This is a genomic window from Vreelandella subglaciescola, assembly GCF_900142895.1.
GTDB lineage: Bacteria > Pseudomonadota > Gammaproteobacteria > Pseudomonadales > Halomonadaceae > Vreelandella > Vreelandella subglaciescola.
This window is the reverse complement of sequence record NZ_LT670847.1, coordinates 1,270,150-1,290,112: the sequence shown is the minus strand read 5'-3', so window position 1 is coordinate 1,290,112 and position 19,963 is coordinate 1,270,150. Positions and strand designations below refer to the sequence as shown.

The window sequence follows — 19,963 nt, the reverse complement described above, 5'->3', positions numbered from 1 at the left end:
CTGAGCATCCTTCATCAAAACGGTGGTCAGGGCTGGGTGCCGTTCATGCGCGCAAGCTGCTGTTGGTAGTCGGCGGCCAGCGCGTTATCACCACGGGCGCGAGCCAGCGTTACGGCCATCTCAAGTGCATCGCGCGTGGGCCTGGAAAGCTTGAAAAACCGCTGTAGCGGCGGCCAGGCCCGGGCGTTGTTGCCCTGGGACAATTCCAGTTTGGCCAGGTAAAAATAACTGGACGCGTGGCGCGGGTCGATCTTGCTCGCCCGCACCAGACTCTCGCGGGCGCGCTGGGTCTCGTCAAGTGCGGCATAACACTGGCCCAAGTTGGTAAAAAGCTTGGCGCGATGATCGTATTGAGCGTCTTTGGAGGCCGTCTCAAGCTGCGCACAGGCGCTTTTATAGTCGCCCCGCTGATATAAAAAGGCCGCGTAATTGTTGCGTGCGCGAGTAAAGTCGGCGTCGGCATCGAGCGCTTTCTGAAAATATTCGGCCGCCAGTGCGTTTTCGCCCTGACGCTGGTAAACAAGCGCCAGCGCCTGCAGCGTTTCGGGATTGTTGGCGTCAAGCTCTTGCGCCCGATCGAGTGCGTTGAGCGCTCGGGGTAAATTATTCTGTTCAAGGTACGCCACGCCAAGCCGGGTGTAGGCGCTACCGGCATCGGGCCTGACGGTGGTGGACAGCGTGGAAGACGATGCGCAGCCGGTTAACCAAAGCGTGCTGACGAGTACCCATGTTACTGGCATACGGCAAGTGCGCGTCAGCGGTCGGCGAAAAAGCATCGTTATCCTCATGGCTGATACCGTACGTTGGGCTCGCTGCCTTGAGCACAGCGGGTGTTCATCAAAGCGCTGTGCCCGGCACAAGTCAAGGTGGCCCTAGTTGGCGTCAAGCTGTATCGATTGAATGTGGCGAGCATGGCGCTTGGTACGGTCTTTCACCCGGCCGACCAGCTGGCCGCAGGCGGCGTCGATATCATCCCCGCGAGCGGTACGAATCGGTGCGGTATAGCCCAGCTCGTCCAGCCAGCGCTGAAAACGTACGGACTGGTTGCGCGAGGGCGTTTCGTAACCGGAGTGAGGGAACGGATTAAACGGAATCAGGTTGATCTTGCACGGTAGATCCTTGAGGACGTCGGCAAGCTGCTCGGCGTGTTCCTGCTGATCGTTGACGCCTTTCATCAGCGTATATTCGATGGTCACCTGACGGTTGTCCGGGCTTTTATCCAGGTAGCGCCGGCATGCATCCAGCAGCGTCTGGATGTTGTATTTGCGATTAAGCGGCACCAGCGTGTTGCGCAGCTCGTCGTTGGCGGCGTGCAGTGAGATGGCCAGACTGACGTCGATGTCGTCGCCCAGCTTGTCGATCATCGGCACCACGCCCGAGGTGGAGAGCGTAACGCGGCGCTTGGACAAGCCGTAGCCGTCGTCTTCAAGCATTAGCTTCATGGCTGGGACGACGTTGGCATAGTTCATCAGTGGCTCGCCCATGCCCATCATCACCACGTTGGTTACCGCGCGCGGGCCGCCCTCGCGGCGCGAGTCGTCACGGCGGCTGGCCACCCACAGCTGGCCGATGATCTCGGCGGCGGTGAGGTTGCGCTGAAAGCCCTGTTTGCCGGTGGAGCAAAAGCTGCAGTCAAGCGAACAGCCGACCTGAGACGACACGCAAAGCGTGCGCCGCTTGCCGTTGTCGGCGGGGATCAGCACCGTTTCCACGTAGCTGCCATCCTCGACTTCCAGCACCCACTTGCGCGTGCCGTCTTGGGAGGCGCCTTCGTAAACCACGCTCGGACCGCGGACTTCCGCGAGGCGTTCAAGCTTCTCGCGCAGTGCCTTGGACAGGTTGGTCATCGCGGCGAAGTCGTCGCAGCCTTCGTGATGAATCCATTTCATCACCTGGGCGGCGCGAAACTTCTTTTCGTCAATGGAGAGAAAAAACGCTTCGAGTTGCGCGCGCGACATGCCGAGCAGGTTGGCCCGTTCGGGCGGCTTTGGCGCCGCGTTTTTGGCGTCGGGCGCGGGCGAGGCGGAGGAAGCGTCGTTGGGAGCGTCTTGAGCAGCGGTGGTGGTCATGGCGGTCAGCGTCGGAAAAGGCGGGAGCCAAAGCTCCCGCGAAAATGGCCGGCAACGTGACAAAAGCGGCCTTGCTGCGCGTTTAGCGCGGGCAGATTTCGTCGTTGCCGAAGAAGTAGGCGATTTCGCGCTCAGCACTTTCCACGGAGTCTGACCCGTGAACAGCGTTGGCGTCGATAGTTTCCGCGAAGTCGGCGCGGATAGTGCCGGCAGCCGCTTCCTTGGGATTGGTTGCGCCCATCAGGTCGCGGTTGGTGGCGATGGCGTTGTCGCCTTCAAGAACCTGTACCACAACCGGGCCTGAGATCATGAAGCCGACCAAGTCGTTGAAAAACGAACGCTCTTTGTGCTCGGCGTAAAAACCGCCGGCTTTTTCTTCGGAGAGGTGCAGCATCTTGGCGGCGACGACCTTGAGGCCGGCCTTTTCAAAGCGAGCGATGATATCGCCGATGGCATTTTTCGCGACGGCATCGGGCTTGATGATAGAAAGCGTACGTTCGTTCGCCATGTAAATCTCCTGGATAGGGCGTAACACAAAGTGCCGCTCTGGCGGGCAGGGCGGCAAATGAAAGACGCCGCCGCCAGAAGCGTTGAGAAAACCGGGCCGGCGGCGGGGTGGGCGCGATTATAGCGCTTCATCAAGGCCGTGAATACTGCCAGTGCCGGAGTGCCGCTAAACGGTAAAGCTTTCGCCGCAGCCGCACTCGTCCTGGACGTTGGGGTTGTTGAAGCGAAAGAAGCGGTTCAGCCCCTCGTTGACGTAGTCGACTTCGCTGCCGTCGAGCATGTCCAGCGCGTCGGGCGCGACAAAGACACGGGCGCCGTGGTCTTCAAAACTGATGTCGTCCGGGGCGGCCTCGTCGGCAAAGTTGAGCACGTAGCTATAGCCGGAGCAGCCGGAAGGTTTGATCGACACGCGCAGGCCAAGCCCTTCGCCGCGCTCGGCAAGGACGTGCTGGATCTGCTCGGCGGCAGTGGGCGTAATATTTAGTGTGGCCATGAATGACCTCCTGTTGAAACCGTCGCGGGTAAAATCTTACGTTCTTAACGTTTGGTTCTTCGCACCCTACGTTCTTACTCTCTTGCGTTCTTGACAGTTTAAGCGCGTAGGCCGGTAACCGCATGGTGCAGCACGCGCAGGGCGTAGTCGATGTCGGCGTCGGTGGTAAAGCGCCCGAAGCTGAAACGCAGCGATGACAGCGCCAGCCGGCGCGGCACGCCGACGCCGAGCAGCACGTAAGACGGGTCAACGCTTGCCGAGTTGCATGCTGACCCGGTGGACACCGCGATATCGCGCAGTGCCATGAGTAACGATTCGCCGTCAACGCCGCCAAAGGCCACGTTGATAATATTAGGCACGCTGTGCTTGCCGGGCGCATTGCGGTGCACGTCACCCAGTTGGGCAAGCTCTGCGAGAAAACGTTCGGCCAGCGCTTTAATGTGCGCTTGGTCAGCCTCGCCTTGCTGGTCAAGCAGGGCAAAGGCTTCGCCCATGCCGGCGATCTGGTGCGTGGGCAGCGTGCCCGAGCGCATGCCATGCTCGTGGCCGCCACCGTGGATCAGCGCTTCCACGCGGATATCGGGGTGGCGTTTGACGTACAGCGCGCCGACACCCTTGGGCCCGTAAGCCTTGTGCCCCGACAGCGACATCAGGTCAATGTGTTGGGCGGCCACGTCGAGCGGGATGCGGCCGATGGCCTGGGCGGCATCGGTGTGAAACGCCGCGCCGAATTCGTGGGCCACATCCGCCAGTGCGGCGATGTCGTTGACGCTGCCCAGCTCGTTATTCACGGCCATTAGCGAGACCAGTGAGGTGTCGTCGCGCATGGCCTCGCGCAGCTGCCCGGGCGTTATGCACCCGTCGTGGCCGGGCGTCAGCCAGGTGACCTCGAAGCCTTCGGTTTCAAGCGCGCGGGCGGTATCCACCACCGCCTTGTGCTCGATAATCGAGGTGACCAGGTGCATGCCGCGCTCGCGGTTGGCGCGCATAAAGCCGGTCAGCGCGAGGTTGTCGGCCTCGGTGGCGCCGCTGGTCCAGACGATTTCGCGCGGGTCGGCGTTAATGCCGTCGGCCACCTGGCGTCGCGCCTGCTCGACAACTTGCTCGGCCTGCCAGCCAAGCATGTGGCTGCGCGAGGCGGGATTGGCGTAAAGCTGATCAACCGTCAGATAGCGCTGCATGACGGCCGCGACGCGATCATCCACCGGCGTGGTGGCGGCGTAGTCAAGGTAAATGGGTAGCGAAGGCGTAGTGTGCGGCATGGGGTTTCACATCAAGTCAGTGGGGCGCAGGCGGGCCGGCGCTAGGGCGCAGACGCGAGAATGCCGGCGTCCAGCCGAGTCTGCTGGCGGGTGGCGATCTGCTGTATATCGGGGCGCTGGCGCAGTTGCTCAAGGGTCACGCCGTCCAGAAAGTGGCGAATCTGGTCGGAAAGCTCGCACCAGAGGTGATGTGTCAGGCAGGTATCACCCTGCTGGCAGTCGGACAGCCCCTGACAGCGCGTAGCGTCCACGCTTTCGTCCACCGCATCGACGATGTTCGCGACGTTGATGTCGGCGGGTATTTGCACCAGCAGGTAGCCGCCGCCCGGGCCGCGTACGCTGCGCACCAGCCCCGCCCGGCGCAGCCTTGCAAACAGCTGCTCCAGGTAGGATAGCGAAATCCCCTGGCGCTGGGCGATATCGCCAAGGCTTGTGGGGGCGGCGTCGGCGTTGATCGCCAGGTCGAGCATGGCGGTCACGGCGTAGCGCCCTTTGGTGGTTAAACGCATAGCGTGGTCACGCGCATGACAGACACCTCAACGCTCGGCGGAGCGTATTGACGACAAATGTTTCCCCATTATGGGAAAGCCCGAGCATTGTGGTCAACCTTTCCCTGACCGGCCGTTGAGGTCAATCGTCGCTATGGCCGGATTTGTCGTCCTTGTCTGGCGTGTTGGCGCCTTTGGCTGTGTGCCGAGCCTGGCTTTTGGCGCAGTCGCTGGCGGCTTCATCGAGGACGCTGGCGAAGTCCTCGTCGCGCAGCTCGGGCAAATGGCCGTTGCGGTAGCTGGCGTCGAGCCGGGTCAGCGTGGCGCACATCTGCTCGATGCGCCCGTCGACGGCGTGCATGTGATCGAGCATGGCCTGCATCGAGCGGGCCACCGGGTCGGGCATGTCCTGGCTGACGCCGTAGGCGTCAAAGCCGAATTTCTGGCGGATGGCTTCGCGCCGGTCGGGATCGATATCCAGCGACTGCTGTTCGTCCGGCTCGGCGCGTTTGACGATCTTGCCGGGAATGCCGACGACCGTGGCATCGGCCGGCACATCCTTGGTGACCACGGCGTTGGAGCCGACCTTGACGCCGGCTTCCAGAGTGAGCGGGCCGAGTATCTTGGCGCCGGCGCCGACAATCACGCCATCGCCCAGGGTCGGGTGGCGCTTGCCTTTATTCCAACTGGTGCCGCCCAGCGTAACGCCGTGGTAGAGCGTTACGTCGTCGCCGATCAGCGCGGTTTCGCCAATCACTACGCCCATGCCGTGATCGATGAAAAAGCGTCGGCCGATGGTGGCGCCGGGATGAATTTCGATACCGGTCAAAAACCGCGAAAACGTGGACAGCGTGCGCGCCAGCCACTTGGCGTTCTTTTTCCACAGCCAGTGGTTGAAGCGGTGTAGCAGCAGCGCGTGCAGGCCGGGGTAATTGGTCAGTACTTCAAAAAAATTGCGTGCGGCCGGGTCGCGGACAAACACGCTATTGATGTCTTCGCGCAGGCGTTCAAACATGCGGCCTTCCTTCAGTGTGTGGGCGTCCGGGCACAGGAGCCATCAGCGCGGCGGCTGGATGGTTTTGTCGGTGGCGGCCTTGTCTGTCGCAGTCAGTATGCCGCGCAGGATGTTGAGTTCGATCTGTTCCGGGCGGGCGCGCATGTACAGCCGGCGCAGGCGGGCCATCAGCTGGCGGGGCTTGTCCGGATCGTGAAACTCGATCGCCGTCAGGGTTTGCTCGAGGTGCGCAAAATAGCGTTCCAGATCGGCGTGAGAGACCAGGTGCTCGTCGTTTGCGCTTGCATTGTCGTCGCCGCCGGTTGCTGCCTGCTGCTCAAGCCACGCCACGCGGCATTCATAAGCTATCACCTGCACCGCCGCGGCCAGGTTGAGCGAGCTGAAATCGGTGTTGGTGGGGATATGCACATGGGCGTGGCAGCGGTGCAGCTCATCGTTGGTCAGCCCGCTGTCTTCGCGGCCGAATACCAGCGCGACCCGGGCGTTGTCCTGGCGGCACTCCTCTGGCAGGCGGTGAGCAAGCTCGCGGGGGGAGAGCATCGGCCAGGGCAGGGTGCGCGAGCGGGCGCTGGCGCCGACCACAAAGGTGCAGTCGGCGACGGCCTCGTCCAGCGTCGGGCTGACGCGGGCGCTGTGCAGCAGATGATCGGCGCCCGAGGCGCGGGAAATGCTGTCCTGGGTGATGATCTCGCCGCGCGGGGCCACCAGCGCAAGATCGGCAAGCCCCATGTTGTGCATGGCGCGGGCGACACCGCCGATATTGCCGGGATGGCTGGTGCCGATAAGGACAGTACGAAGGCGCTCAAGCATTGGGTGACTCGGTCGTTGGGTTCAAATGACGGGGGTGCAAGTGAATGTGGTGCAAGTTGAGTGGACGCGGTTTTTCAAGGTGCATAAGTTTAGCATGACTACATGGCACCCTTGCACGTGCTCTGCTAGAATCGCCGCCCAACGCGGCTACCGCTAGCGCCGCCGTTTCGTTCTTTAACAGTCCTGTCTTTAACCTTATCGTCACAAGGCTCGCCCATGAATCCGATGGTCCAGTTCACGCTGCGCGCAACGCGCAAGGCCGCTGATCAATTTTTACGTATCCGCGAGCGCATTGAAAACGCTCACGATGCAGCCAACCTTGAGCACCTGTTGGCAGAAACCGCCAGCAAGGCCGAGGCCACTATCGTCCAGCAGCTTGAGCGCGGCTACCCCCAGCACGGCGTTGCCGGCCGCTTCACCTCGCACAAGGCGGGCGAAGGCGACGGCCGCGATATCGTCTGGAAAATTGAACCGATCCACGGCTATTCCAGCCTGTCGGTGGCCGGCGCGGACTTCGCGCTGTCGGTGGTGTGTCTGGTTAAAGGCCGGCCTGAACATGCGGTGATTGTCTGTCCTTTCTCGGACGATGAATACATCGCCAGCCGCGGCAGCGGCGCGCAGTATAACGATAAGCGCATGCGCGTCAGCAAGCCCACTGCGCTTGCCGGTACGCGCATCGCACTGAGCCTGCCGCCCCTTGATCTGCGCAGCCGCCATTTACCCGCTTACCTCACGCTGACCCAGCAGCTCGCCCCGAGCGTCGATACGCTGATTGCCACCGGCAGTGGCCTGCTGGATATTTGTGAAGTGGCCACCGGGCGCGTGAGTAGCGCCTTTGTGCTGGGGCTTGAAGAACAGGACATGCACGTCGGCATGCTGCTGCTCAAGGAAGCCGGCGCGCTGACCGGCTCCCCGGACGGGCGGCCTTCGATCAAGGCGGATGGCCTGCTGATGGCCGCTGGCCCAAGGCTTTACAAGGCGCTGGTCAAGCAGCTGACGCCGCACTTTTAACCAGCGACGACAACGTGTCATAAAAAAAAGCCCCTGCCGATTCAATCGGCAGGGGCTTTTTGCTGTGGTGCGCAGAAGATGCTGGGGAAAAACGGCTAAGGCAGCTCTTCCTCTTCTTCGTCGTGGGTTTTTTGCGGCGGGATCAGGTCTTCGCGGCTTAGCTTCAGCGGAATCAGCAGCGCGCCGGAGATGTAGATCGACGAGAACGTGCCCACCACGATGCCGATCAACAGGGCAATGGCGAAGTTCTCGATCATGTCGCCGCCGAGCACCAGCAGCGCCAGCAGTACCAGCAGCGTGGTGCCCGAGGTGGCCAGCGTGCGCGACAGCGTGGCGTTGATCGCCTCGTTGAAGATCTGGGGCATGTCGGTGAGCTGCGAGGTGCGAATGGTCTCGCGAATGCGGTCATAGACGACAATCGTGTCGTTCAGCGAGTAGCCGATGACCGCCAGAATCGCGGCCAGCACCGTCAGGTCAAACTCAAGCCCGAACAGCGCGAAGAGGCCAATCACGATGATCACGTCGTGCAGCAGAGCGAACAGCGCGCCAATGGCAAACTTGTACTGAAAGCGGAACGCTACGTAGAGCATGACCACGCCCAGTGCCACCAGCATGCCCAGGCCGCTCTGGTCGCGCAGCTGGTCACCCACCTGAGCGCCGACGAATTCGGCGCGTACCAGTTCAACGCTGGCACCGGAGTCGCGCAGCAGCGTAACGACGCTGTCGCCCACGTCGGCATCAAAGGCCTGCTGCAGTCGGATCAGCACCTCGGTTGTGGCGCCGAACGTCTGCACGGCCACGTCTTGAAAGCCGCTTTGTTCAAGGGTCTGGCGAATGCCGTCAAGCGCCGGTGCCGTGGCGTAGCGCACCTCAATCAGGGTGCCGCCGGTAAAGTCCAGCCCCAGGTTGAGCTGCTGAAACAGAAGGGCGCCAATCGATACCAGCAGCATAATGCCCGAAAGGATCAGCGCCAGCGTGCGCCGCCCCATAAAGTCGATTTGCCGGTTTGTCAGGGATTTCATTACCACCTCTTTAAGTCTGTGCTGTGCGCCGGGAATCAAATCCAGAGCTTTTTCACCGGCTTGCCGCCGTAGGTCAGATTGACCATGGCGCGCGAGACCAGAAGCGCTGTGAACATGGAGGTCAGGATGCCGATGGAAAGCGTAACGGCAAAGCCCTTGACCGGCCCGGTACCAATCGAGAAGAGGATCACCGCGACCAGCAGCGTGGTGATGTTGGCATCGATGATCGAGGTGAAGGCGCGCTCATAGCCGGCGTGGATCGCCTGCTGGACGGAAAGCCCGTTGCGCAATTCTTCACGGATACGCTCGAATATCAGCACGTTGGCATCGACCGCCATCCCCAGCGTCAAGACGATACCGGCAATCCCGGGCAGCGTCAGCGTCGCGCCCAGCAGCGACATGACGGCGACCAGCAGCGTCAGGTTAAACGCCAGCGCGATGTTGGCGAAGATGCCGAACACCTTGTAGCGCACCAGCATGAAAATGACGACGAGCAGCAGGCCAATCTGTACCGAAAGCAGGCCGCGCTCGATGTTTTTCTGCCCCAGGCTGGGGCCGATGGTGCGCTCCTGCACGAAGTAGATCGGCGCGGCAAGCGAGCCCGAACGCAGCAGCAGGGCGAGCTCCGACGACTCGGAGGAAGAGTCCAGCCCGGTGATGCGGAAGCTGTTGCCAAAAGCGCTCTGGATGGTGGCCATGCTGATGATGCCACGTTCCACGTAGGGATCGCGGACGGTGGTTTTCTCGCCGGTGTCCGGGTCGGTGACCACGCGGTCTTCGCTTTTGTGCTCAATGAAGACCACGGCCATGTTGCGGCCGATATTGGTGCGTGTGGCGCGGTTCATCAGCGTGCCGCCGGTGCCGTCCAGGTTGATGCTGACCTGGGCGCCGCCGTTTTCATCAAAGCTCTGGCTGGCACTGGAAACGCTGTCACCGGTGATGATGACATCGCGAAGTACGGTGCCCTCGCGCTCCGGCGCATTGCGAAACGCGATGGTTTCGGTTTCACGCTCGGGTGTATCGGGGCGCGCTTCCAGGCGAAACTCCAGGTTGGCCGTGGCGCCGACGATGCGCTTGGCCGCGGTGGTGTCCTGCACGCCGGGCAGTTCCACGACGATGCGGTTGGGCCCCTGGCGCTGCACCTTGGGTTCAGATACGCCCAGCTCGTTGACGCGGTTACGCAGCGTCGTGAGGTTCTGGTTGATGGCGTAGTCCTGGATCTCGTTGACTTTCTGATCGGTCAGCGACATGACCAGACGTGCACCACGGTCTTCGCCTTCGCTTTGATAATCAAACTCGGGGAAGTCACGCGTGATCAGGCGGCGGGCCGCATCGCGGTCATCGGCGCTGGCAAACTCAAGCGACAGCGAGCGATCGTCGATCTCGGTGTTACGGTAGCGGATGCGCTCTTCGCGCAGCAGTTCGCGCATGGCGCTGGCGTTGACTTCGAGGCGCTGGGTGAGCGCTGCCTCCATATCCACTTCGAGCAGAAAGTGAACGCCACCGCGCAGATCAAGCCCCAGCGTCATGGGCGAGGCGTTGAACGCCTTGAGCCAGCCCGGCGTAGCCTCGGCGAGGTTGAGCGCTACGGTGGCGTCCTCGTCGTCAAGGGTTTCGCTGATGATGTCGCGGGCGCGCAGCTGGTCGTCAGCATTGGTCAGCCGTAGCAGCCACTGATCGTTTTGTGGCTCGATGCCCTTTATGGCGATGTCGCTGTCGTCCAGGGCATCGGTCACGCGCTCAAGCTTGCGCTCGCTTAGCGCGCCGCTGTCCTGGGTGCTGATCTGAATGGCGGGATCTTCGGGGAACAGGTTGGGAAGTGAATAAATCAGGCCGGCCAGCAAAGCGACCAGAATAATCAGATACTTCCACAGGGGGTAACGGTTGAGCATGTAAGCCCTGCCTTCAATAACGAACGGAATGCTGCGCGCTGTAACACAGCGCGCAGCAAGGCTTGCCATCGTTCACCGTGGCATCCCTGCCGGTGTACAGGCGGCGTCCGGCAGGGGTGACGCGATGGTCAGATGGACTTGATGGTGCCCTTGGGCAGCACGGAGGCAACGGCGCTTTTCTGCACGTTCACGGTCGTGCCGTCGGCGATTTCGATGCTGAGAAATTCATCGCTGACCTTGGTGATGCGCCCGACAAGGCCGCCGCCGATGACGATTTCATCGCCTTTGTCCAGATTGCCGATCAGCTGCTTGTGCTGCTTGGCGCGCTTGGCCTGGGGGCGCCACAGCAGGAAGTAGAAAATCACGACAAAGCCGACCAGCATGACAATCTGGGCGATACCGCCGCCGGCAGCGCCGCCGGCGTCCTGGGCGTGAGCCTGGGAAATGAAAAAGTCCAGCATTCAAAACACTCCTGGGTTGACGGATAAATAGCGTCTAAATTGGCCTGAAAACAGGCAGATGGGGCTGTTTTTCGAGAACGACGTGCCGGCCGGGCAGCGGTTAATTCGGTGCCGGGGGCACGGGCAGGCCACGCTTGGCGTAGAAAGTCTCCACGAAGCTCGTCAATGTACCCGCTTCGATTGCCGCGCGCAAATCGGCCATAAGTCGCTGGTAATGGCGCAAATTATGGATGGTATTGAGCATCGAGCCGAGCATTTCGTTGCAGCGGTCAAGATGGTGCAGATAGCCCCGCGAAAAATGCTGGCAGGTGTGGCAGTCGCAGTCGTCTTCCAGCGGGCGAGTATCAAAGCGGTGTTTGGCATTGCGGATCTTGACCGTACCTCCGGCGCTGAACAAATGGCCGTTGCGTGCGTTGCGGGTGGGCATTACGCAGTCAAACATGTCCACGCCGCGGCGCACGCCTTCCACCAGATCCTCCGGCTTGCCCACACCCATCAGGTAACGCGGGGTATCGTCGGGCATCCAGCCGGGCAGGTAGTCGAGTACCTTGAGCATGTCTTCCTTGGGCTCGCCCACGGACAGCCCGCCGACCGCCAGCCCGTCAAAACCGATATCCATCAGGCCTTTGAGCGAGCGTTCGCGCAGGCCTTCATGCATCCCGCCCTGAATAATGCCGAACAGTGCCGAAGGCGAGTCGCCATGGGCGTCGCGCGAGCGCTGGGCCCAGCGCAGCGAGCGCTCCATGGAGTGTTCGGCTTCGCTAAAGGTGGCCGGGTAGGGCGTGCACTCGTCAAAGATCATGACCACGTCCGAGCCCAGCGAGCGCTGCACCGCCATGGACTCTTCCGGGCCCATGAACACTTTGTCGCCGTCTACCGGCGAGCGAAAATGCACGCCCTCTTCGGTGATTTTGCGCGTCTTGCCGAGTGAGAACACCTGAAAACCGCCGGAGTCGGTCAGAATCGGCTTGTCCCACTGGGCAAAGTCGTGCAGATCACCGTGGGCTTCGATCACCTTGACGCCGGGGCGCAGCCACAGGTGAAAGGTGTTGCCCAGAATAATCTCCGCGCCGATCTCCTCGACCGAGTCGGGCGTCATCCCCTTTACCGTGCCGTAGGTGCCCACCGGCATGAACGCCGGGGTTTCTACCGTGCCACGGGGGAAGTGCAGCCGGCCGCGGCGTGCACGGCCGTCTTCGGCCAGGCGCTCAAAGCGCATAAAGCATTCGTTTCGCATGGGGAAGCTCGTTAATCCCGTTGGTCGTTCAGTTCAGCCGTCGCACAGGTATCTGGCGTGGCGCGCGTTAGCAGCATGGCATCGCCGTAGCTGAAAAAGGCGTAACGCTCGACGACGGCGGTGTGGTAGGCGCGTAGCGTGGTGTCATAGCCGATAAAGGCCGACACCAGCATCAGCAGCGTGGATTCGGGCAGGTGAAAGTTGGTCACCAGCGCGTCAACGCAGCGCCATTCGTAGCCCGGATAAATGAAAATATCGGTGTCGCCGCGATACGGGGCGATACCGCCGTCGGCGCTGCCCTGATCATGCTGTCCGCAGGCGCTTTCCAGACAGCGCACGGCGGTGGTGCCTACGGCAATAACGCGCTTGCCGGCGGCCTTGGCGGCGCGCACTTTCTGGCAGGCAGCGTCGTCAACGTCGACCCATTCGCTGTGCATGTGGTGGTCGCGAATGTCGTCCGCGCGGACCGGCTGAAAGGTGCCGGCGCCAACGTGCAGGGTAACAAAGGCGCTGTCGACGCCTTTGTCGGCCAGCGCATCAAGCAGCGGCTGGTCAAAGTGCAGCCCGGCGGTGGGGGCGGCCACGGCGCCGTCGCGGCGGGCGTAGACGGTCTGGTAGCGCTCGCGGTCGCTGAGCTCGTCGTCCCGGGTGATGTAAGGCGGCAGCGGCATGTGGCCGTGGCGCTCCAGCAGGGCAATCATCGGCGTCTCGCCGAGAAAGCGCAGCTCGAACAGCGCGTCGTGGCGGGCCTCTACCACGGCGTGAATATCGCCTTCGAAGATAATCTCGGTGCCGGGCTTGGGCGACTTGCTGGCGCGCAGATGGGCTAAACCACGGTGGGTGTCCAACGGGCGCTCCAGCAGCATTTCCACGCGGCCGCCGCTGGCCTTGTGGCCGTGAAGCCGGGCGGGAATCACGCGGGTGTCGTTGAATACCAGCAGGTCGCCGGGTTCAAGCAGCTCCAGCAGGTCGGGAAAGCGGCGGTGAGCAATCTGCCCGTCCTCGCCGTCAACGCACAGCAGGCGGCAGTCGCTGCGCTGCTCCGACGGGTAGCGGGCAATCAGCTCTTCGGGTAGCTCGTAGGCAAAGTCGGCACGCTGCATGGCAAGGCTCGTGATTCAGTCAGTGGGCAAAAGGATAAAAGAGCAAGATCGGGTAAAAAACCGGGCGCCTAGGATAGCGCCTCGGCGCGATAAAGTCAGGCGTTACAATTGACGTAAAAGGATGATGGCGTATAATGCGCGCCTGTTGCCGGTGTGGTGGAATTGGTAGACGCAGTGGATTCAAAATCCGCCGCCTTCGGGCGTGCCGGTTCGAGTCCGGCCACCGGCACCACTTTAAAATCAGACGCTTAGGCGTCTTTTTTTGTGCCTGCATTTTGCCCCTATCAGTGCTTGGTCGCGCCAAACGTGGAAAATGCATGCGTCTCGAGCGTATGCTACCTGTCTTTTTGTAGCTTTTGAGCTACAGTGTTCCCGATGATAGAGCTGACACACTACCTCACGGCTGACGGTCACGACCCGTTCCAGGCTTGGCTGGATACTACCAAGATCAAGGATCGTCGGGCTGTTATGCGCGTGTTGACTCGCCTCAACCGATTGGCTGCTGGCAATGCCGGTGATGTCAAAGCCGTTGGTGACGGTGTGCTGGAGCTGCGCATTGATTATGGGCCTGGCTACCGCGTGTATTACGCCAAGGTGGGCAGACGTTTGGTGATGCTGTTGATCGGGGGCACCAAAAAGCGCCAGCAGAACGACATTGAACAGGCCCAGGCATTTTTGGTGGATCACCGAAGGAGAGCACGGACATGAAAAGCCACGATACTGCTGTTATCGAAATGCTGCGCGATGACCCTGATATGGCGCTGGATTATCTGCGCGCCGCCTTTGACGAGCTTGATAAAGAGGGTGGTGAATCGGCTTTCCTTATGGCGTTGCGTCATGTGGTGGAAGCGCAGGGCGGCATGGCTGCCGTCGCCGAGCGTGCCAAGGTGTCGCGTGAAAGCCTGTACCGTGCATTATCGCCCAAAGGAAATCCGACCCTGCGCACCATGACGGCCGTCATCAAGGCGACTGGCATCCACTTCCATGATTTGACGCAGCAGGCTTCTTGAGGCGGTCGTAGGCATGGATATCAAGGGCCTGACGTTTTCGTCAGGCCCTTTTTTTGTGTTTCGGGCATGGATGAGCGAGGTGTGATCGGATTCAGGACGCGGGTTTTTTATCGCTGCGACCGTTGCCGCTGCGAGTGTTATCCACGGGAAAGCGGGTGTCGCGCAGGCTGTCCTTGATCTTTTTCAGGTGGGGGAGGAAGGCTTCGCCGCGGCGCAGGGTGACGCCGGTGGCCAGGGTGTCGACCAGTGCCAGCTGGATCATGCGCGAGGTCATGGGCATGTAGTGGTCGGTGTCTTCGGGGGTGGCGACTTCCAGAATGGCGCTGCATTCGTGGGTCAGCGGCGAATTGGGCGCGGTAATGCCTAGCACCACGGCGCCGGCTTCGCGGGCCACCCGGGCGATGTCGACCAGCTCGCGGGTGCGCCCGGTGTAGGAAATCACCACGATGACGTCGCCGGTGTGGCAGGACGCGGCGACCATGCGCTGCATGAGGATATCGACGTAGGCCATGACCGGTAGGTTAAAGCGGAAAAACTTGTGCTGGGCATCCTGCGCCACGGCGCCGGAGGCACCCAGGCCAAAAAAGTGGATCTGCTTGGCCTGGGTGAGGTAGTCCACCATGCGTTCGACGGCGTCCACGTTGATGTCGCGGCGCGCCTCGTCCAGCGCGGCAATGGTGGCGCCGAAAATCTTGTTGGTGTACTGGCTGGCGTTGTCGTCGGGCTCTACCGCGCGGGTGACGTAGGGCGTGCCGCCGGCCAGGCTCTGCGCCAGCTTGATCTTGAAATCCGGGTATCCCTTGGCATTGAAGTTGCGGCAAAAGCGATTGACCGTGGGCTCGCTGACACCGGCGGCCTGGGCAAGGTTGGCGATGCTCAGGCTGGTAGCGGCGGCGGGGTCGTCAAGAATCACGCAGGCTACCTTGCGCTCCGAGCGGTTGAGGTCTTCCTGACGCTGGCGTAAGCGGTCGAGCAGGTCGTGGGCCATCTGGGTCTCCATAAACGATTGGCGTCAGGCGGGCCGGGGGGCATTTTCCCAGCGGGTACACAGCTCGGTAAAGGCGGAGGCGGGCAGCGGCCGTGAATAAAAATAGCCCTGCATGATTTCGCAGCCGATGGAACGCAGGTAGTCGGCCTGCGCGGGCGTTTCGATGCCTTCGGCCACCACGTCGCAGCCGACCCCGTGAGCCAGCTGGGTAATGGTGCGTGCCAGCTGGCGGTCAACGGGGCTGTCTTCCAGGTCCATGACAAAGGCGCGGTCGATTTTAAGCGTCGAAAGCGGCAGGGTTTTCAGGTAGGCAAGGGAAGAATGCCCGGTGCCGAAATCGTCTACCGCCACGGCAATGCCGGCGGCGTGCAGCTGTTCCAGCTGTTGGCGAGCGTTGTGAATATCGTTCATCAGGCCGGACTCGGTGACCTCGAGGCTCAGGTGTGCAAGTTCGACTCCGTGGCGTTTGACCTGGGCGAGCAGCGTATCCGCAAAGTCGCGGCGGCTTAGCTGACGCGCCGAGACGTTGACCGCGATGTTGAAATCGGCCGACATCCAGGCGGCATCCTGCCACGCGGCGATATAGCCAAGCGTTTGTTCGATCACCCAGCTGCCGATGGCGAAAATATCGCCGCTGGCTTCGGCAAGGGGAATGAACAGCCCCGGCGAGACGTGCCCGAGTTCGGGATGATGCCAGCGTAGCAGCGCCTCGGCGCCAAGCACGCGGTTGTGCTGCGCACAGATTTTGGGCTGAAACGCCAACGACATCTCGTGGCGCTCCGTTGCGCCACGCAGGGCGCGCTGGATGTGCAGGCGCTGGCGCTGCTGGTCTTCCAGGTCCTGGGTGTAGCGCTGTATGCGGGCGCCGTTGCCCTGGGGTAACGCCAGGGCGGCCATTTGCACCAGCCGGTCGGGGTCGAAATGCCCGGTGGCTTCGCTGATGCCGATGCGCGCGTTGACGCTGAGCAGCAAGTCATCTACCGGCTGATCCTGATCGAAGATGCGCAGCAGCGTCGCCCCCAGCGCGCTAAGCGCCTCAGCGGTGTGCTCGTGGCCGATGACCAGAAATTCGCTGCCGCCCCAGAGCCCGAGCTGCCGGGAATCATCCAGCGCTTCGCCGAGCGCTTCGCCGAGCCGCTTGAGCAGCCGCTCGGCTACGCTGTAGCCGTGCAGGCGAATGACGTCGTCGATACCCTCAACGGCGATGAACAGCAGTCCCGCGCCGCTAGCGCTCATGGCGGCTTTGCGTAGCGCCTTGGTCAACCCGCGGCGGTTGGCCAGCCGGGTGATGGGGTCGGTGCGCGACTGACGGTCCAGCTCACGGGTGCGTTTGGCGACCATCTGTTCAAGCGTGGCGGCCTGCTGGTCGCGTATGCTGAAGCGCTTTTCCACGTCAAGAATGTTGCGTATGCGCTGCAGGACTTCGTCGTGCTTGAAGGGCTTGGTGAGAAAGTCGCGCACGCCCAGTTCCAGCGCGCGGTGGCGGGTGGCATCGTCGACCTGTGCGGTCAGCACGATAATCGGCGGCATGTCACTGCCAAAATGCTGGCGCAGCTGTTCGATGACGCCGTAGCCGTCAAGGTGGGGCATGCGGATATCGAGCAGCAGCAGATCGGGGCGGGCTGCCTGGCAGTAGCCCAGCACTTCGCGGGGGTCGCTCAGGCCGTGGGCGTGATCAAAGTCGTGATCATCCAGCAGGTCCAGCATCATCTCCACGTTGACGGGGTTATCGTCGACAACGAGGAGGTGTTGGGTGGCGAGCGTCATGGTGTCTTCCCTGTCTGCTGACGGCGCGGCGCGTATTGACGGCCGAGCTTAAGTAATAACGTAGCGTTTTAACGTGGCCATTAGTTTAGCAATTTCCAGCGGCTTGGTGAGATAGGCATCAAATCCGGCGTCCAGCGCCTTGTTGATATCGCGCTGCATGGCGCTGGCCGAAAGCGCCACCACCGGCAATGCCTGGAGGTGCGGGTCCCGGCGAATGGCCGCCAGCGCCTGATAGCCGTCCATGCCGGGCAGGTGGATATCCATCATCACCAGTGCCGCCGGCGTGATGCGTAACAGCTCAAGCCCCATCTCGGCGCTGGGGGCGGTACGCAGCACCAGCCCGTCCACGTCGTCGATGATATCTTCCATCAGCCGCTGGTTGGCGGGGTTATCTTCCACGTAGATAAGCGTCTGCTGCTGAAACTCGCTGGCCGGGCGCGTGGCCTCGCCGTGAGCACGGGCTGCGGCGTCTTCGTTGCTGCGGGGCAGGGTAAACCAGAACGTCGAACCTTCGCCGGGTGCGCTGTCCACGTCGATGATGCCGCCCATGCGTTCGACCAGCTCGCGGGTAATGGCCAGCCCGATGCCGGTGCCTTCCACCGGGCCGTTTTCGGCGTCAAGCCGGTTGAACGGTTCGAAAAGCTCGTGCCGGCGATGCGCGGCAATGCCCGGGCCGGTGTCGGTCACGCTGACGCTCAAGGCGTCGTCGCGGGGCGCGGCCGTTATCTGAATGCTGCCGTTGGGACTATTGTATTTGATGGCGTTGGAGATCAGGTTGAACAGCACCTGCTTGACGCGGGTGTAGTCAGCGCATACTTGCGATTCAGCCGGCGGCGGGGTGCAGGCCAGACGGATACCCGACGCCTCGGCGCTGGGCTCCAGGGTCTGGCAGACATCCTCAATCACGTGGGCGAGGGTGATGGTTTCAAGCGACAGCGGCATGTGGCCGGACTCGATCTTGGCCAGATCCAGCACCTCGTTGATCAGGCTCAACAGGTGCTGGCCGCTTTTTTCAATCTGGTTGACCTGGCGTGTCTGCTTGTCACTCAGCGGTTCGCGTCGGCCGCTGGCCAGCAGCTGGGCAAAGCCGAGAATGGCGTTGAGCGGGGTGCGCAGCTCGTGGCTCATGGACGAAAGAAACTCGCTTTTGGCCTGATTGGCGCGCTGGGCCTGGTCGTGGGCGTGGGCCAGATCCTGCAAGACCTGATCGCGCTCGGCCATTTGCCGGTACAGGTTGATCAGCAGCGCGCAGGTGGCGGTAAACGGCTCAAGCCAGTGTAAAAGCGACTGATCGAGGGTTTGCCGGCTGTTGGAAATCGCGTACATACCGATCAGCTCGCTGCCGCTGTAAATGGGTACGCCGAGGTAGTTATCCAGCACCGGATGGCCCGGCGGCAGGCCGCCGCGCTGGGGGTGCTGATACAGATCGTCGGTCATGACGACTTCGCCTTGGGCGTAAACCCGGCCAAGCAGGGTGTCTGCCCGGGTAAACATCATGTTGCCGCTGCGCAGCTGTTCCATCAGTTGGCGCGACGAGGGGCTCCAGGCCAGATCGGTAATGGCGTGAACCTTCAAGGCGTTGCCGTTATCGCCTGGCAGCACTTCGCCGATCAGGGCGTAGTCGCTGTCGGTCAGCTCGCGCAGGGCTTCCATTAAAAACGTCCAGAGTTTTTTACCCGACATCAGCGCCTGATAATCGGTAATCCCCTGATGCAGCACGCTGAGCAGCGCCTGCTCTTTCTGGATGCGCCGGTTGGCCGCCTGAATGTCGCGCAGGTCGGTGAGCACGCCGAGAAATTCCTCCACCTGACCGTGCTCGTCGTGAATGGCATTGATGGCCAGATGTACCGGCACCCGGTGGCCGTCTTTGTGCATCGCCTCTACCTCGCGGCCCTTGCCGATGACCCGGGGCTCATGGCCGTCCAAGTAGCGTTGGATGTAGCCGTCGTGATGGGGGTGGATGTCCGGCGGCGCCAGCATGGCGACGTTTTGCCCGACCACGTCACTCTCGACGTAGCCCAGCAGGTTGAGCGCAAACGGGTTGATGGCAATCATCCGACCATTGCGATCGATACGCACCTTGGCGGTGGCGCTGGTGAAAAAGATCGTCTCGAAGCGCTTGGCCGTGTGCGCCAGGTCGGCGCTTAGCTTGTTCTGGCGCAACAGCGCTTCCGCCTGGCCGGCAAGTCCCGCCAGCAGACGACGCTCGTGGGCAGAAAACGTCCGCGGGTGATAGTCAAGCAGACATAGCGTGCCCACTGGCATGTCGTCCAGCGGGCGCAGCGGGTGGCCAGCATAAAAGCGGATGTGTGGCGCGCCGGCCACCAGCGGGTTGTCGGCAAAGCGGCTGTCGGTCAGATCGGTAACCACCAAAGTGTCGTCGTCAGCGACGGCGTGGGCGCAGAACGACACGTCGAGGCCGGTTTCGCAGGCATCGACTCCGGGGTGCGATTTAAACCACTGACGCTGGGTATCAATCAATGAAATCAGCGCGACGGGAACGCCGAAAATTTCCCGGGCCAGCTCGGTCAGGCGGTCAAAACTTTCTTCCGCGGGGGTATCCAGCACCTCAAGGTCGCGCAGTGCCTGCAAGCGCCGGGCTTCATTCGTGGGGATATCAGGCGCTTGCATGGGCGCTCCAGAAGTCGGTTAAATGGCGTCACTACTATAACGGCACAATGCCCGACAACTTGAACGTTCGTCCACGAACGGGGAAATTATCTGGCCGGCCGTGGCCGCTTGCCCGTCCTTGATGGCATAATGCGCCGATTTTACGCGGGTCCGGCCAGTGGGTCGGGCGCCTTGTTTTCTTCATCCTTTCAACAGGC

The 19,963-nt window shown here is 62.0% G+C and carries 19 protein-coding genes and 1 tRNA gene; 4 read left to right on the top strand and 16 right to left on the bottom strand.

The window, feature by feature from the left end; genetic code table 11:
• Positions 1–26: 26 nt before the first annotated feature.
• The 8 genes from pilW to trmJ form a co-directional block, all read right to left on the bottom strand.
• The gene (gene pilW / locus B5495_RS05980) at positions 27–740 is read right to left on the bottom strand and encodes a type IV pilus biogenesis/stability protein PilW (RefSeq protein WP_231897240.1); all 714 of its coding nucleotides are present in this window, start codon (positions 738–740) and stop codon (positions 27–29) included.
• A gap of 132 nt (positions 741–872) precedes the next feature.
• Positions 873–2,069 (bottom strand): dual-specificity RNA methyltransferase RlmN, encoded by a 1,197-nt coding sequence (rlmN, locus tag B5495_RS05975; protein WP_079552129.1) that lies wholly within the window; start codon positions 2,067–2,069, stop codon positions 873–875.
• An 82-nt stretch (positions 2,070–2,151) separates the two neighbouring features.
• Positions 2,152–2,577, bottom strand: a complete 426-nt coding sequence (ndk, locus tag B5495_RS05970; RefSeq protein WP_079552127.1) for a nucleoside-diphosphate kinase — start codon at positions 2,575–2,577, stop codon at positions 2,152–2,154.
• Positions 2,578–2,742: 165 nt separating this feature from the next.
• A complete protein-coding gene (locus B5495_RS05965; protein WP_079552126.1) occupies positions 2,743–3,069 on the bottom strand; it encodes a HesB/IscA family protein in 327 nt (108 codons plus the stop codon).
• Positions 3,070–3,167: 98 nt separating this feature from the next.
• Positions 3,168–4,331, bottom strand: a complete 1,164-nt coding sequence (locus B5495_RS05960; RefSeq protein WP_079552124.1) for an aminotransferase class V-fold PLP-dependent enzyme — start codon at positions 4,329–4,331, stop codon at positions 3,168–3,170.
• Between the two features lie 41 nt (positions 4,332–4,372).
• Positions 4,373–4,840, bottom strand: a complete 468-nt coding sequence (locus B5495_RS05955; protein WP_079552122.1) for an Rrf2 family transcriptional regulator — start codon at positions 4,838–4,840, stop codon at positions 4,373–4,375.
• A 121-nt stretch (positions 4,841–4,961) separates the two neighbouring features.
• Entirely contained in the window at positions 4,962–5,834 is an 873-nt protein-coding gene (gene cysE / locus B5495_RS05950; RefSeq protein ID WP_079552120.1) for a serine O-acetyltransferase, read from the bottom strand.
• 42 nt (positions 5,835–5,876) lie between these two features.
• A complete protein-coding gene (gene trmJ, locus B5495_RS05945; RefSeq protein ID WP_079552118.1) occupies positions 5,877–6,644 on the bottom strand; it encodes a tRNA (cytosine(32)/uridine(32)-2'-O)-methyltransferase TrmJ in 768 nt (255 codons plus the stop codon).
• 216 nt (positions 6,645–6,860) lie between these two features.
• On the opposite strand from trmJ, the gene B5495_RS05940 reads away from it, so the two are divergent.
• Positions 6,861–7,655: an inositol monophosphatase family protein gene (locus B5495_RS05940; protein WP_079552117.1), complete on the top strand. Its 795-nt coding sequence runs from the start codon at positions 6,861–6,863 to the stop codon at positions 7,653–7,655.
• Positions 7,656–7,750: 95 nt separating this feature from the next.
• On the opposite strand, the gene secF is transcribed toward B5495_RS05940, so the two are convergent.
• The 5 genes from secF to queA form a co-directional block, all read right to left on the bottom strand.
• A complete protein-coding gene (secF, locus tag B5495_RS05935) occupies positions 7,751–8,677 on the bottom strand; it encodes a protein translocase subunit SecF (protein WP_079552116.1) in 927 nt (308 codons plus the stop codon).
• Positions 8,678–8,712: 35 nt separating this feature from the next.
• Positions 8,713–10,569, bottom strand: a complete 1,857-nt coding sequence (gene secD / locus B5495_RS05930) for a protein translocase subunit SecD (protein WP_079552115.1) — start codon at positions 10,567–10,569, stop codon at positions 8,713–8,715.
• Positions 10,570–10,697: 128 nt separating this feature from the next.
• Positions 10,698–11,030, bottom strand: a complete 333-nt coding sequence (gene yajC / locus B5495_RS05925; RefSeq protein ID WP_079552113.1) for a preprotein translocase subunit YajC — start codon at positions 11,028–11,030, stop codon at positions 10,698–10,700.
• A gap of 100 nt (positions 11,031–11,130) precedes the next feature.
• The gene (gene tgt, locus B5495_RS05920) at positions 11,131–12,249 is read right to left on the bottom strand and encodes a tRNA guanosine(34) transglycosylase Tgt (RefSeq protein WP_079554932.1); all 1,119 of its coding nucleotides are present in this window, start codon (positions 12,247–12,249) and stop codon (positions 11,131–11,133) included.
• 29 nt (positions 12,250–12,278) lie between these two features.
• Positions 12,279–13,370, bottom strand: coding sequence for a tRNA preQ1(34) S-adenosylmethionine ribosyltransferase-isomerase QueA (queA, locus tag B5495_RS05915; protein WP_079552111.1), 1,092 nt, complete (start codon positions 13,368–13,370; stop codon positions 12,279–12,281).
• A 147-nt stretch (positions 13,371–13,517) separates the two neighbouring features.
• Between queA and B5495_RS05910 the strand changes: the two genes are divergently transcribed.
• From B5495_RS05910 to B5495_RS05900, 3 genes are all read left to right on the top strand, one after another.
• A tRNA-Leu gene (locus B5495_RS05910) sits at positions 13,518–13,602 on the top strand.
• Positions 13,603–13,745: 143 nt separating this feature from the next.
• Entirely contained in the window at positions 13,746–14,078 is a 333-nt protein-coding gene (locus B5495_RS05905; protein ID WP_079552109.1) for a type II toxin-antitoxin system RelE/ParE family toxin, read from the top strand.
• Positions 14,075–14,380: an addiction module antidote protein gene (locus B5495_RS05900; RefSeq protein WP_079552107.1), complete on the top strand. Its 306-nt coding sequence runs from the start codon at positions 14,075–14,077 to the stop codon at positions 14,378–14,380. Before B5495_RS05905 ends, B5495_RS05900 begins: the two co-directional genes overlap by 4 nt.
• Before the next feature lie 91 nt (positions 14,381–14,471).
• On the opposite strand, the gene hexR is transcribed toward B5495_RS05900, so the two are convergent.
• From hexR to B5495_RS05885, 3 genes are read right to left on the bottom strand one after another with little or no spacing between them, the layout of a single operon-like run.
• On the bottom strand, positions 14,472–15,368 hold the full coding sequence (hexR, locus tag B5495_RS05895) for a transcriptional regulator HexR (protein WP_079552106.1): 897 nt from the start codon (positions 15,366–15,368) through the stop codon (positions 14,472–14,474).
• 24 nt (positions 15,369–15,392) lie between these two features.
• Positions 15,393–17,135 carry an EAL domain-containing response regulator gene (locus B5495_RS05890; protein ID WP_079552104.1) on the bottom strand — a complete coding sequence of 581 codons (1,743 nt, stop codon included), beginning with the start codon at positions 17,133–17,135 and terminating at the stop codon, positions 15,393–15,395.
• A gap of 48 nt (positions 17,136–17,183) precedes the next feature.
• Positions 17,184–19,766, bottom strand: a complete 2,583-nt coding sequence (locus tag B5495_RS05885; protein ID WP_079552102.1) for an ATP-binding protein — start codon at positions 19,764–19,766, stop codon at positions 17,184–17,186.
• Positions 19,767–19,963: the final 197 nt, after the last annotated feature.

Coding starts and splice junctions, on each gene's coding strand:
- yajC (WP_079552113.1), bottom strand. CDS start 11,030: ATGCTGGACTTTTTCATTTCCCAGGCTCACGCCCAGGACGCCGGCGGC.
- B5495_RS05965 (WP_079552126.1), bottom strand. CDS start 3,069: ATGGCCACACTAAATATTACGCCCACTGCCGCCGAGCAGATCCAGCAC.
- rlmN (WP_079552129.1), bottom strand. CDS start 2,069: ATGACCACCACCGCTGCTCAAGACGCTCCCAACGACGCTTCCTCCGCC.
- B5495_RS05905 (WP_079552109.1), top strand. CDS start 13,746: ATGATAGAGCTGACACACTACCTCACGGCTGACGGTCACGACCCGTTC.
- B5495_RS05940 (WP_079552117.1), top strand. CDS start 6,861: ATGAATCCGATGGTCCAGTTCACGCTGCGCGCAACGCGCAAGGCCGCT.
- B5495_RS05955 (WP_079552122.1), bottom strand. CDS start 4,840: ATGCGTTTAACCACCAAAGGGCGCTACGCCGTGACCGCCATGCTCGAC.
- secF (WP_079552116.1), bottom strand. CDS start 8,677: ATGAAATCCCTGACAAACCGGCAAATCGACTTTATGGGGCGGCGCACG.
- tgt (WP_079554932.1), bottom strand. CDS start 12,249: ATGCGCTTTGAGCGCCTGGCCGAAGACGGCCGTGCACGCCGCGGCCGG.
- B5495_RS05960 (WP_079552124.1), bottom strand. CDS start 4,331: ATGCCGCACACTACGCCTTCGCTACCCATTTACCTTGACTACGCCGCC.
- B5495_RS05890 (WP_079552104.1), bottom strand. CDS start 17,135: ATGACGCTCGCCACCCAACACCTCCTCGTTGTCGACGATAACCCCGTC.
- B5495_RS05885 (WP_079552102.1), bottom strand. CDS start 19,766: ATGCAAGCGCCTGATATCCCCACGAATGAAGCCCGGCGCTTGCAGGCA.
- cysE (WP_079552120.1), bottom strand. CDS start 5,834: ATGTTTGAACGCCTGCGCGAAGACATCAATAGCGTGTTTGTCCGCGAC.
- trmJ (WP_079552118.1), bottom strand. CDS start 6,644: ATGCTTGAGCGCCTTCGTACTGTCCTTATCGGCACCAGCCATCCCGGC.
- B5495_RS05900 (WP_079552107.1), top strand. CDS start 14,075: ATGAAAAGCCACGATACTGCTGTTATCGAAATGCTGCGCGATGACCCT.
- queA (WP_079552111.1), bottom strand. CDS start 13,370: ATGCAGCGTGCCGACTTTGCCTACGAGCTACCCGAAGAGCTGATTGCC.
- ndk (WP_079552127.1), bottom strand. CDS start 2,577: ATGGCGAACGAACGTACGCTTTCTATCATCAAGCCCGATGCCGTCGCG.
- secD (WP_079552115.1), bottom strand. CDS start 10,569: ATGCTCAACCGTTACCCCCTGTGGAAGTATCTGATTATTCTGGTCGCT.
- hexR (WP_079552106.1), bottom strand. CDS start 15,368: ATGGCCCACGACCTGCTCGACCGCTTACGCCAGCGTCAGGAAGACCTC.
- pilW (WP_231897240.1), bottom strand. CDS start 740: ATGCCAGTAACATGGGTACTCGTCAGCACGCTTTGGTTAACCGGCTGC.